The organism is Trinickia acidisoli (assembly GCF_017315725.1).
GTDB lineage: Bacteria > Pseudomonadota > Gammaproteobacteria > Burkholderiales > Burkholderiaceae > Trinickia > Trinickia acidisoli.
The window spans coordinates 1,219,491-1,231,502 of sequence record NZ_JAFLRG010000001.1 but is presented as its reverse complement, the minus strand read 5'-3'; the positions used below and the strand labels follow the sequence as shown (position 1 = coordinate 1,231,502).

The window sequence follows — 12,012 nt, the reverse complement described above, 5'->3', positions numbered from 1 at the left end:
TTGCTGCCAGCTTGGCGCACACCGCGTCCGGGCGTACGGATACTTACAAAAACGCGAGGCCGCGCCACGACCCGCGGGTAAAATCGTCGCATTCCCCATGCCTTTCGGAGCACTCAATGTCCTTGCAACGTCGCACTACCCTGACCAAATACCTGATCGAGCAGCAGCGGGAGACGAACAATCTGCCGGCCGACTTGCGCCTGCTGATCGAAGTCGTCGCCCGCGCCTGCAAGCTCATCAGCTATCACGTGAGCAAAGGCGCGCTCGGCGAAGCGCTCGGCACAGCGGGGACCGAGAACGTCCAAGGCGAGGTGCAGAAGAAGCTCGACGTCCTATCGAACGAAATCCTGCTCGACGCCAACGAGTGGGGCGGCAACCTCGCGGCGATGGCCTCCGAGGAAATGGAGACGCTGTTCCCGATCCCATCGAACTACCCGCGCGGCGAATACCTGCTCGTGTTCGACCCGCTCGACGGCTCGTCCAACATCGACGTCAACGTCTCGATCGGCACGATCTTCTCGGTTCTGCGCTGCCCCGACGGACAAGAGGCGACCGAGCAGTCGTTCCTGCAACCGGGCCGGCAGCAAGTGGCGGCCGGCTATGCGGTCTACGGCCCGCAAACGGTGTTCGTGCTGACGACGGGTAACGGCGTGAACTGCTTCACGCTCGACCGCGAGCTCGGCTCGTGGGTGCTGACGCACAGCAATCTTCGGATTCCGGAAGATACGCGCGAGTACGCGATCAATGCGTCGAACGATCGGCATTGGTACGCGCCCGTGCAGCGTTACGTGGGCGAGCTGTTGGCAGGTGCGACGGGGCCGCGGCAGACCGACTTCAACATGCGCTGGGTCGCATCGATGGTGGCCGACGTCCACCGCATCTTGAACCGCGGCGGCATCTTCATGTATCCGGCCGACAAGCGCACGCCCGACAAACCCGGCAAGCTGCGGCTCATGTACGAAGCAAACCCGATGTCGTTCATCGTCGAGCAAGCGGGCGGCGCGGCCACGAACGGCCTCGAGCGCATCCTCGACATCCAGCCGAAGAGCCTGCACGAGCGCGTCGCGGTGTTCCTCGGCTCGAAGAATGAGGTCGAGCGGGTGACGCGTTACCACCGCGAAGAAAAAAAATGACCGAAGGGCTTGCGCACCTCGACAAAGTGTCTCTATAATCGCGGTTCTCTGATGTTGATGCCGGAATAGCTCAGACGGTAGAGCAGCGCATTCGTAATGCGAAGGTCGGGGGTTCGATTCCTCTTTCCGGCACCAAAAGATTCAAGCGAAAAGCCCAGTCCTCTTGATTGGGCTTTTTGTTTTTCGCAGTCTTCCGCGCACGCATGCGTCGCATGCCGTTGCGCGCGCAACCACAATGCGCACTGCCGGCCACCCGAGCGAAAGCACGCGAACGAAACGCCCGCGCCCGCCGATTCGATCGATCCGAACGCAGCAGCTTCAACGACGCTTGCCGCCCCTCCCCGCCCGGCACTTCTCCTTCAAGAAATCGACGAACACCCGCAGCTTCAACGGCATCTGCGTCCGGCTCGGCATATAGAGCGAAAAACCGTCGAGCGTCAGCGCCCAATCGTCGAGCACACGCACGAGCCGCCCATCGGCCAACTGCGACCGCACATAGTCCTCGATGACGTGCAACAGCCCGACACCCTGCTCGGCCGCCTGCACCATCGTGCGCAGATCGTTCGTGACGAACGTGCCGCTCGTCTCCACCTCGAACACACGCTGCGGCTTGCCCGGCTCGGCGAACTCCCATCGATAAATACCGCGACTCGTCGAGAATCGGTAGCGCAGACAATCGTGGCCGGTCAGATCGCTGGGCGTCGAAGGCTTCGGAAAGCGCGCAAAGTACGCCGGTGCCGCAGCCACCACGAGCCGCAGCGGTCCCGACAGCGGCACGGCCACCATGTCGCGGGCAAGCCGCTCGCCTAGCCGAATGCCCGCGTCGAAGCCTTCGCCCACGAGATCGCTGAGCCCCTCGTCGAGCGACATCTCGAGGGCCACGCGCGGGTAGCGCCGGGCGAACTCCGCCAAATACGGCACGACGAGCAGCTCGCTCGCGATGCGCGGAAGGTTGATCCGCAGCGTTCCCGTGGGCTCGGCCCGCGTTTCGTCCAGCGCCTCGCAAGCGGCATCGAGCATCGCCAGCGCCGGCCGCACCCGCTCCAGGAACTGCGCCCCGGCTTCGGTCAACGCAACGCGGCGCGTCGTCCGGTTGAAGAGCCGCACGTTCAGTTGCGCTTCGAGCGCACGAATCGATTGCGACAGCGCCGACGCCGATACGCCGCTTTCCGCAGCCGCGCGCGTAAAGCTTCCGTGGCGAGCGACGTTCGTGAAGGCGGCAAGCGCCGGCAATTGCACGGAGTCCATCGGTCGCTCCTTTATTAAGCGTTACTTCACAATTCATTCAGTCAGCCACTATTTTTCCACAAGATTGAAAAGCGCACGATACGTCCATCGACACTTCTCACCGACGCAAGGAGCACTGACATGACGATGGACCGCTACACCCTGCTGGGCCGCTCGGGCCTGCGCGTTTCGCCGATCTCGCTGGGCACAATGACGTTCGGCGATGAATGGGGCTGGGGAGCCGACGAAGCGACGGCGCAACGTCTGTTCGATCTGTACGTCGATGAAGGCGGCAATTTCATCGACACGGCCGATCTCTATACGGAAGGCACGAGCGAGCGCTACATCGGCAAGTTCGTGGCGGCGCGCGGCCTGCGCGACCAACTCGTGATCGCGACGAAGTACAGCTACAACGCGCAGACGGGCAACCCGAACGCGGGCGGCAATCACCGCAAGAACCTGATGCGCGCGCTCGACGGCTCGCTCAAGCGGCTGAACACCGATTACATCGATCTCTATTACTTGCACACGTGGGACCGCATGACACCCGTCGACGAGGTCATGCGCGCCATGGACGACGCCGTGCGCGCCGGCAAGATTCGCTACGTGGGGCTGTCCGATACGCCCGCTTGGTTCGCCGCCCGCGCGCAAACGCTGGCGCAGTGGCGCGGCTTCGAGCCCGTGGCGGCCATGCAGCTCGAATATTCGCTGATCGAGCGCAACGCCGAACTCGAATTCGCCGATTTGGCCACTGAACTCGGGATGGGCCTCGTGCCGTGGAGCCCGCTCGCGATGGGCGTGCTCTCGGGCAAGTACAAGCCCTCGCAAGGGGGCTTCACCGGCAACGGCCGCTTGGAAACGATCCGCGCGGAAAACCCGGGCGCCAAGCCGCCGCCGGGGTTCGACAAGCTGACCGAGCGCAATTTCCGCATCGTCGCCGAACTCGAGGCTGTCGCGCGCGATGCAGGCCGATCGATGGCGCAGGTCGCGCTGAACTGGCTCCATCGGAAACGCGGCGTTGCGAGCATCATCGTCGGCGCGACGAAGCCCGAACAACTACGCGACTCGCTGACCGCGCTCGACTTCGAACTCGATGCGGCGCTCGCTGCCCGCCTCGACGCCGTCTCGGAGAGCGCGCGCCCGTTCCCGTATTACATGTTCGAGGACGGCCATCAGGCGCGCATCCACGGGCACGTCGACGTACGCAGCAAGCCCGACGGCTACGACCGGGCCGTGCATGTGCCGGCCCCGAACCCAGGCGCCTGAAACAGGCCGCGCTTCATGTCGGCGGGCGCAAGCGCGTGCTTGCGTTCGCCCGCCGCCGAAACGCGCGCCGCATTCGCCGCGGCGGAACGCGACTTGCTAGATCGAACGAGCGGCCGCGTCCGATGCAACATCAACTGTGCAGACACGTGCGCCGAGATACGGACATCCGGCGAAAAGCGCCACAAGCTTGTGTCAGATGCGAACGGCAGCGGCATACAAGGCCTTTTTTGATTTTCGTCAAAGGACTTGCGGCCGCTCTTCAAACTGTGACGGGCTGTGCCGTTAATGCAACAAAGCGTTAAAAAAAGATTCGGCGCTGGCACTTCGAGGAAACCGCGTCGGATAATTGTGTCGTGCCAGGAGATAGATCATGGAAGCCAAGCCAACCAAAATTCCGACCCCCGACAAAGTGTCCAGCCCGGATCCGGAACCGGTAGGCGTCGAATTTCTGGCGACCGAATTGCCCGAACATGTCCGCGCTTTCTTCGACGAACAACGCAAGTTGTGCGAGCAGAAATGACGGTTAGGGGCCTCGGAGCACGCATCGAATGACGGTATGCGTCGAATGACGCCGCGCGTGCGCCGCGCGGTGTTGCCTGCCGTCGCGTTTTGGCTCGCCCTGTCGCTTGCCCCTTGCGGCGCTCATGCCGACGGCGACGAAACCGCGATGACGAATCTCGTCGCACTCGTCTCCGAGCGCTTGGCGCTGGCCCTCCCGGTTGCCCAATGGAAATGGGCGAATCATCGCGCGATCGCTGACGCACCGCGCGAAGCGGTCTTGCTTGCGGATGTCGAAAGACGCGCACAGGCCGCCGGCCTCGAGCCGGCCTTCGCTCATCTGTTCTTCCAGGATCAGATCGACGCGAGCAAACAGGTACAGACGGCCCTGTTCGCACGATGGCGCCAGTCGGCGCCGCCGTCGGGGCCGGCGCCCGACCTCGCCACGAGTACGCGGCCCCAACTCGATCGTCTGACGCAAGCCTTGATCGCGGCGCTCGCCCGTGTACAACCTTGGCGCGACACGCCTGACTGCCCTGTCCGGCTAGCGCATACCGTGCGAAGCTGGAAGGCGATGACGCGCTACGGCGCCACCGATGGCGATGCGCTGAACACGGCCCTTGCCCACGTCTGCACGGCCGGTGGCGTCGGCGCCGAAGGCTAGTCGACGCTCGCGTCGGCCGGCGCGGCAACGCCCACCAGCGGCATCACGCGCAGCCCACGAGCAAGCCGCCCCTGCAAAATATGAAACGTCGACGGCTCGAATACCGGCTCGCCGCAAGACGCCACGAGCGATAGCGCGCCCTCGAGCGTCGCTGCCGCGCCCAAGTAGCACCAGCGATCGACGACATGGAACATGCGCTCGTTCGGCGCATGCTCTCCGCTCTCCTCGAATACGACCGCCGCATCGAATGGCCACGACGAACCAAGCGGTTCGGCGCGAGCGAAGCGCGGCTGCCGATTGTGAATCGGACGCAGCGTGCCGATCCACTGCGCCTCTGTCAGCAGCGCGCCCACTTCGCCACCGGTCGCGCGCCACTCTACGCGGCGCACTTGCTCGGCGATTCGGATTTCGCGCGACGACCGGCGCTCGCCGGTCAAATGCGCGCGTACCCTCTGCCGCACGCGCACGCTGCGGCCGACGTAAAGCGGCACGTCCGAGCCATCGAAGAACGCGTAGACGCCGTGCCCAGCCGGCGCCGCGTCGATCATGTCCTCGGTGATGTCTCCCGCGATGCGATAGCGGCGCACCGTCCGATCGATTTGAGCGCGCAGCACGTCGAGCGGCCACAAACCATGCAAACGCTGCCAGAACTGCCAGAGCAGGTCGGCGTCGGCAAGCGCGCGGTGGCGCGCGAGCGGCGCAAGCGCATGACGCTCGATCAGCGCGTCGAGCCCATGCCGCTTCTCGTGCGGCCACAGCGCGCGCGACAGCTTCACGGTACAAAGGACGTCGGGATTGAAGGTCAAGCCCACCCTTTGAAACTCCCCGCGCAGGAAGCCGCGATCGAAATTCGCGTTGTGCGCCACGAACAGTCGGCCCTCGAGACGCTCGAACAGTTCGGACGCCAGCGATGCGAACGTCGGCGCGTCCCGCACCATATCGTCGGAAATACCGGTCAACGACCGAATGAAGGGAGGAATGGGCTGCCCGGGATTGACGAGCGTGCTCCAGCGAGACACGCCGCTGGGCCCGATTTGCACCACGCCGATTTCGGTAATGCGGTGCTCCGCGACCGATCCGCCGGTGGTTTCGAGATCGACAAAAGCGATAGGTGCGTCGATTACCGGGCTCGGCAACGATGAATCTGACATGAATAAGGGCGCTCGGGTGCTTCGATTAACGAAGTATGCACCACCCGAGCGCCCTTGTAGGGATGCGTGCCGTGCCGGCTGGGACACCTGTCACGGCGACGGCCGGGCACGGTTTGCCGGGACAAACGTGTTACAGCGGGCGGATGTTCGCCGCTTGCTTGCCCTTCGGGCCGGTTTTCACATCAAACTGAACGCGTTGATTTTCTTTCAGAGACTTGAAGCCATCAGCTTGAATCTCGGAGAAATGCGCAAACACGTCCTCGTTGCCCTTGTCGGTCGTGATAAAGCCAAAGCCTTTAGCATCGTTGAACCATTTGACGACACCGGTTTCCATAGTACTGATTCCCTCGAAATTTTTAATAGACGGGCAGCGCCCTCCGCCCGAAGCCCAGCCTCGGAAGAACCACGCCTCAGTCTCTCTGCCCGAGGCGCCGCTCACTGGGTGATTCCGGCGCTGCTTTTATAAATGCTCCGTCGAGCGCTCGTCAAGAAATTTTTCATTAAATGGTGCATCCGCGCAGGGGCTATGCATGACGCACTAGAAAATGATGCCAACAAAGTCACAATTACCTGCAATGAGCAGAAAAAATCCAGCAAATAGGAAAAATCTGCATCCTTTGCAACGATATATTTCTGCCGTAAGTATTTTTCCGGGGTTGCCTACGGAAAGCCGTCGTCCGATCATCGAAACAGACGATTTGCCGGGAGACGGCTATGCGAGCAATCCCTATCAAGCGCTTCGTCTCCTGGCTCATACGCGTGCCTCACTTCGCAACGGCATCGATTAGTCGGACGAATAGCGCCGCCACAGTATTGGAATTCGATCCGCTCTGGCATGGCGATCATTGGCAGAACCTGCTGTCTTCGCCGATGGATGCCCGCCACTACGTCATGGAAGACTGGGCGCTCCCGCTCGAGGACGACGAGGTCGACTATCGGCGCACGGACGACAAACAACGTGGCGCGCTGCGCCGGATGCGCGGGTGACGCGCAAAAAAAGCGCGGCTGCAAAGCCGCGCTGACAAAGGTTTGGAGACGTCTTTTCCTTGAAGAAAAAGTCTGCTTGGGCAAGCAGAGACGACAGTATAGCGTTCAGCACCATCCCAATTATCCGCGCTCGACACAAACCTCTTTTTCGAATTTCACAATAATCAATCTCAAAGATTGATTATCTGATTTCATTCTAAATCGCGTGTCGCAAAAGCAACGCGATGCGCTCGACACATCGGATCCGCACCCCATTAATTTCATGAAGACCCTTGCCCAGCAAGGCTCTTCGGCGATCTCTCATCCATTTCCCATCAATCAATACTTTATTGCGATTTTCGAAATGCGACCGAGACGGCGTCGCTATTTACACTCAACCCAGTTCGGAAAACGGACCTTGTTGCCACGATTCCAACATTGCCGTGGGATGGCCCGGCACACCGGCGAATGAACCGCTGCCGGCGCCTTTTACAACAGTCAAGAAAACTTTCTGATTCTGGAGTGAGTGATGAAGAAGACGCTTCTAGTCGGCGCCCTCACGGGCGCGTTCGCGACGATGGCGCATGCTCAAAGCAGCGTGACGCTGTACGGCCTCATCGACGCCGGCATCACCTATACGAACAATCAAGGCGGCCACAGCGCCTGGCAACAGACAACGGGCTCGGTCAACGGTAGCCGATGGGGCCTGCGCGGCTCCGAAGACCTCGGCGGCGGCCTGAAGGCCGTCTTCACGTTGGAAAACGGGTTCGGCATCAACAACGGCACGCTCAAGCAAAACGGCCGAGAATTCGGGCGGCAAGCCTTCGTGGGCCTGGGCAGCGACCAATTCGGCACCGTCACGCTCGGCCGCCAATACGACGACGTCGTCCAGTATCTCGGGCCGCTGGCATTGACGGGCACACAATACGGCGGCACCTACTTCGCCCACCCGTTCGACAACGACAACCTCGACAACTCGTTCCGGATCAACAACTCGGTCCATTATCAAAGCGCGAACTACGGCGGCTTCAAGCTCGGTGCGTTGTACGGCTTTTCGAACACGGCCGGCCAGTTCTCGAACAACCGAGCAATCAGCGTCGGCGCATCGTACACGTGGATGGGGCTGAACTTCGCCGCGGCCTACCTGCAGTTAGACAACGATCTAAATGCGATCAATCAAAGCATCACGGGCGCGGGCGCCGTCACCGGCGACGCCACCTTCGTCGCGAGCCGTCAGCGCACGTGGGGTGCGGGCGTGAACTACGCGTTCGGCCCGGCAACGGCGGGCTTCGTCTTTACGCAAACACGCTTGGCAGACGCGCTGGGCATCAACGCGGCGAACGCGGGGACGTCGGCCACGCTTGGATTACCGGGCGGTGACGCGCGTTTCAACAACTACGAAATCAACGCGCGTTACGCCCTGACGCCGGCAACGAGCCTGGCAGGCGCGTACACGTACACGGACAGCTCGATCGGCGGCGTGAACCCGAAGTGGAATCAGTTCAATCTGCAAGCCGATTACGCGCTTTCGAAGCGCACGGACGTGTACCTCGAGGGTGAATATCAGCTCGCGGTGAACAAGGGCCTGCCGATCGGCGCCGTGATCAATGGCTTGAACATGTCGTCGACCAACAAGCAAATTGCGGTGACCGCCGGCCTGCGCCACCGCTTCTAAACGGCCTCGCATCCGCGTCAATGCATGACGAAGGCGCCGCACTCGCGGCGCTTTTTATGCGTGCGGCGGTGCGGCAACCGAGCAACGCGAACCGTCCGCGCAGGCGGTGCGCGGAACGACCGAACGATTCAGGCTCCGGCCGGATACCGCACGTCGAGCACGTCGATTTGCTCGGGCCCCGCGGGCGTGTGCAGCGTGACGGTGTCGCCGATGCGCGCTTTAAGCAGCGCCCGCGCAACAGGCGAGATCCAGCTCACATGGCCGTGATCGAGGTCGACTTCATCCACGCCGACGATCGTCACCGTATGCGTCTCGCCGTCCTCAGTGGCGTAGTCGACACTCGCGCCGAAGAACACCTGATCGACGTTCTCCTGCTTGCTGGCGTCGACGACCTCGGCCAAGTCGAGCCGTTTGGTCAGAAACCGAATCCGCCGATCGATCTCGCGCAAACGGCGCTTCCCATAGATGTAATCGCCGTTCTCCGAGCGGTCGCCATTCGACGCGGCCCACGAGACAAGCTTGACGACGTCGGGACGCTCGTCGTCGATCAGATGGAGCAACTCGGCGCGCATGCGCTGGTGGCCCGCCGGCGTCATATAGTTCTTGGCTCCGGCCGGTACTTCCGGTTGAGCGACGTCGAGATCGTCGTCGTCGCCGTCACTCGACTCTTTGACAAATGCCTTATTCATGGTGCGAATCGCTACGTGCGGTCAATCTTCAAGCGTACACGATCAGGCCCGCCGCCAGAAAGATTGAAGAAAGCGGACCCAACATCTTCCCTTTTCTCGGAACTTTGCTATAATTTCGCTTCTGCGTGCGGCTGTAGCTCAGTTGGATAGAGTACTTGGCTACGAACCAAGGGGTCGTGGGTTCGAATCCTGCCAGCCGCGCCACCTATGAAGGGCCTTCCACACGGAAGGCCCTTTGTTTTTGCGGCGCACGAGCCTCCGAGGCCCTTTACAGCACCCCAGACTCAATAATCACCGCGCTCGCGCTCGATTCGCATCCCGCCGTCATGGCGATGATGCCCTTCCTCGCTCGGGCGCTCCCGCGCAATCCGCATGACGTCGGGATTCGTCCTGACGCGCCGCATGACGTTCGCCAGATGAACGCGGTCGCTGACCTGTATCACGAACCGCAAGACTGTCGACTCTTGCGACAAATCTTCATCCATCGCGATATGAACGATGTTCGCGTCGGCCGACGTGATATCGGCCGCCACGCGGGCAAACACCCCCTTCACGTTGCGCACGAGCACCTTCACGGCGACGTCGAACAAGCGCCCGGGCTGCGGCGCCCACGCCACGTCGATCCAGCGGCCCGGGTCGCGCCGGTGAATGCGCTGCGCGACGCGGCAATCCGTGGTGTGGATGGCCATGCCAAGGCCGATGCCGATATAGCCCATGATGTCGTCGCCGGGAATCGGTCGACAGCAGGCCGACAATTGCACCGACATGCCCTCGGTGCCCGTGATGACGACTGGCGGCGCATGCGGCGCCGGCGCATGGCTCGCATGCTCGGCGCGCCCGTGCTCATCGTCGGCGTCGCGGCCACTGACGAGCACCTCGATGCGCTTGGCCATGACGGCGGCCACGCGCCGTCCAAGCCCGATATCCGCAAAGATCTCCTGACGGTTCTTGTTGCCCGTCCATTGCACGAGCTTGTCCCACACTTCCGGCTCGATTTCGGCGAGCGCTAGCCCGTATCCCTTCAAGCTCTGGTCGACGAGGCGCTCGCCGAGTTGGACCGACTCGTTCAGCCGCATCGTCTTCAGATAGTGACGAATGGCCGAGCGCGCCTTGCCCGTGCGCACGAAGCCGAGCCATGCCGGATTCGGCTTCGAGTAGGGCGCCGTGATCACCTCGACGATGTCGCCGCTCTTGAGCTCGGTGCGCAACGGCAGCAACTCGTTGTTGATCTTGACGGCCACGCATTGATTGCCGAGGTCGCTATGGATCGAGTAGGCGAAATCGAGCGCCGTGGAGCCGCGCGGCAACGCCATGATCTTCGACTTCGGCGTAAAGACGTAGACCGCGTCCGGGAACAGATCGAACTTCACGTGTTCGAGGAACTCGCTCGAATCCCCGGCTTCGCTTTGAATGTCGAGCAGCGATTTGAGCCACTGATGCGCGCGCTTTTGCACGTCATTCAGATCCGCGCTGCCGTTCTTGTAGAGCCAATGGGCCGCTACGCCGGCCTCGGCGATTTCGTGCATCTTGCGCGTACGCACCTGAAATTCGATCGGCGCGCCGAACGGACCGACCAGCGTCGTATGCAACGATTGATAGCCGTTGACCTTCGGAATCGCGATGTAGTCCTTGAATTTGCCGGGCACCGGCTTGTAAAGCGCATGCAGCACGCCAATGCACGTGTAGCATTCGAGCGCGCTGCCGACGACGACGCGAAAGCCATAGACGTCGAGCACCTGCGAGAACGACAACTGCTTATCGCGCATCTTCTTGTAGATGCTGAAAATCGTCTTCTCGCGGCCCGTCACCTCGGCTTCGATCTGCGCGTCGGCGATCTCGCGCTGCACCGATTCGAGGATCTTGCTGACCACTTCGCGCCGGTTGCCCCGCGCCGCCTTCACGGCTTTTTCAAGGGTGGCGTAGCGATGCGGATTGAAATTCGCGAAGCTCAGGTCCTGCAGCTCGCGATAGGTATTGTTCAGACCAAGGCGGTGCGCGATCGGCGCATAGATATCGAGCGTTTCGCGCGCCACGCGCCGGCGTTTCTCCGGCGGCACCGCGCCGAGCGTGCGCATGTTGTGCAGCCGATCGGCCAGCTTGACGAGGATCACGCGCACGTCGCGCGCCATCGCGAGCAGCATCTTGCGGAAGTTTTCCGCCTGCGCTTCCTCGCGGTTGCGGAACTCCATTTTGTCGAGCTTCGACAAACCGTCGACGAGTTCGGCCACCTTCGGGCCGAACCGCTCGGCGAGTTCCGTCTTCGTGACGCCCTGGTCTTCCATGACGTCGTGCAGCAGCGCCGCCATGATCGACTGCGCATCGAGCTTCCAGCCCGCGCACGTTTCCGCGACGGCGACAGGATGCGTGATGTAGGGCTCGCCGCTGTGGCGATATTGGCCGAGATGCGCTTCGTCGCTGAAATGGAATGCGGCCTTGACCGCTTTGATCTCTTCGGCGGTCAGATAGCCGGCGAGCATCGACGTCAGTTTCGCGATCGAAACGACGTCGTGCTTGCGAGGCTGTTCCGGAGTGGCAGTCGGCCCGAACAGGTGGCGAAACGATTGTTCGAGGACCGCGTCGATGTATTTGCGCGCCGGGCCGGGCGCTTCGACGTCTTGCTCGTGCTCGAGGTGCACGGCGTCGGTGGAAGCGGAGGCGGACGATGGGGTAGCGCTCATTTTCGCCTCCGTATCGATCGCTATGCGGGCTATGCGCGAACTGGCATGGCTGCGATGGGCGCTAG

11 protein-coding genes and 2 tRNA genes are annotated in these 12,012 nt (G+C 62.2%); 8 read left to right on the top strand and 5 right to left on the bottom strand.

Annotated features, from left to right (window positions below; translation table 11 throughout):
- The first annotated feature begins 116 nt into the window (after nucleotides 1–116).
- On the top strand, nucleotides 117–1,133 hold the full coding sequence (locus J3485_RS05740; RefSeq protein WP_206951573.1) for a class 1 fructose-bisphosphatase: 1,017 nt from the start codon (nucleotides 117–119) through the stop codon (nucleotides 1,131–1,133).
- A gap of 59 nt (nucleotides 1,134–1,192) precedes the next feature.
- A tRNA-Thr gene (locus J3485_RS05735) sits at nucleotides 1,193–1,268 on the top strand.
- A gap of 183 nt (nucleotides 1,269–1,451) precedes the next feature.
- Here the strand turns inward: J3485_RS05735 and J3485_RS05730 are convergent.
- Nucleotides 1,452–2,381: a LysR family transcriptional regulator gene (locus J3485_RS05730; protein WP_206951572.1), complete on the bottom strand. Its 930-nt coding sequence runs from the start codon at nucleotides 2,379–2,381 to the stop codon at nucleotides 1,452–1,454.
- 120 nt (nucleotides 2,382–2,501) lie between these two features.
- Here J3485_RS05730 and J3485_RS05725 point away from each other — a divergent pair, with 120 nt between their 5' ends.
- The 3 genes from J3485_RS05725 to J3485_RS05715 all read left to right on the top strand — a co-directional run bounded on the left by J3485_RS05725 (nucleotide 2,502) and on the right by J3485_RS05715 (nucleotide 4,788).
- A complete protein-coding gene (locus tag J3485_RS05725) occupies nucleotides 2,502–3,626 on the top strand; it encodes an aldo/keto reductase (RefSeq protein WP_206951571.1) in 1,125 nt (374 codons plus the stop codon).
- A gap of 370 nt (nucleotides 3,627–3,996) precedes the next feature.
- Entirely contained in the window at nucleotides 3,997–4,146 is a 150-nt protein-coding gene (locus tag J3485_RS05720) for a hypothetical protein (RefSeq protein ID WP_181885602.1), read from the top strand.
- A gap of 45 nt (nucleotides 4,147–4,191) precedes the next feature.
- The gene (locus J3485_RS05715; RefSeq protein ID WP_206955666.1) at nucleotides 4,192–4,788 is read left to right on the top strand and encodes a chorismate mutase; all 597 of its coding nucleotides are present in this window, start codon (nucleotides 4,192–4,194) and stop codon (nucleotides 4,786–4,788) included.
- Here the strand turns inward: J3485_RS05715 and J3485_RS05710 are convergent.
- Together J3485_RS05710 and J3485_RS05705 are read right to left on the bottom strand one after the other, a co-directional pair.
- Complete coding sequence (locus J3485_RS05710; protein ID WP_206951570.1) at nucleotides 4,785–5,939, bottom strand: exonuclease domain-containing protein; 1,155 nt, start codon at nucleotides 5,937–5,939, stop codon at nucleotides 4,785–4,787. The two genes, J3485_RS05715 and J3485_RS05710, sit on opposite strands and share 4 nt — an antisense overlap.
- Before the next feature lie 130 nt (nucleotides 5,940–6,069).
- Nucleotides 6,070–6,273, bottom strand: coding sequence for a cold-shock protein (locus J3485_RS05705; protein WP_115536799.1), 204 nt, complete (start codon nucleotides 6,271–6,273; stop codon nucleotides 6,070–6,072).
- Nucleotides 6,274–6,653: 380 nt separating this feature from the next.
- Here J3485_RS05705 and J3485_RS05700 point away from each other — a divergent pair, with 380 nt between their 5' ends.
- Together J3485_RS05700 and J3485_RS05695 are read left to right on the top strand one after the other, a co-directional pair.
- On the top strand, nucleotides 6,654–6,926 hold the full coding sequence (locus J3485_RS05700) for a hypothetical protein (RefSeq protein ID WP_206951569.1): 273 nt from the start codon (nucleotides 6,654–6,656) through the stop codon (nucleotides 6,924–6,926).
- Between the two features lie 508 nt (nucleotides 6,927–7,434).
- A complete protein-coding gene (locus tag J3485_RS05695; protein ID WP_206951568.1) occupies nucleotides 7,435–8,580 on the top strand; it encodes a porin in 1,146 nt (381 codons plus the stop codon).
- Nucleotides 8,581–8,708: 128 nt separating this feature from the next.
- Here J3485_RS05695 and greB read toward each other — a convergent pair whose 3' ends face one another.
- Entirely contained in the window at nucleotides 8,709–9,269 is a 561-nt protein-coding gene (greB, locus tag J3485_RS05690; RefSeq protein WP_206951567.1) for a transcription elongation factor GreB, read from the bottom strand.
- A gap of 127 nt (nucleotides 9,270–9,396) precedes the next feature.
- On the opposite strand from greB, the gene J3485_RS05685 reads away from it, so the two are divergent.
- A tRNA-Arg gene (locus J3485_RS05685) sits at nucleotides 9,397–9,473 on the top strand.
- 80 nt (nucleotides 9,474–9,553) lie between these two features.
- On the opposite strand, the gene J3485_RS05680 is transcribed toward J3485_RS05685, so the two are convergent.
- Entirely contained in the window at nucleotides 9,554–11,947 is a 2,394-nt protein-coding gene (locus J3485_RS05680; RefSeq protein ID WP_206951566.1) for a RelA/SpoT family protein, read from the bottom strand.
- Nucleotides 11,948–12,012 lie beyond the last annotated feature (65 nt).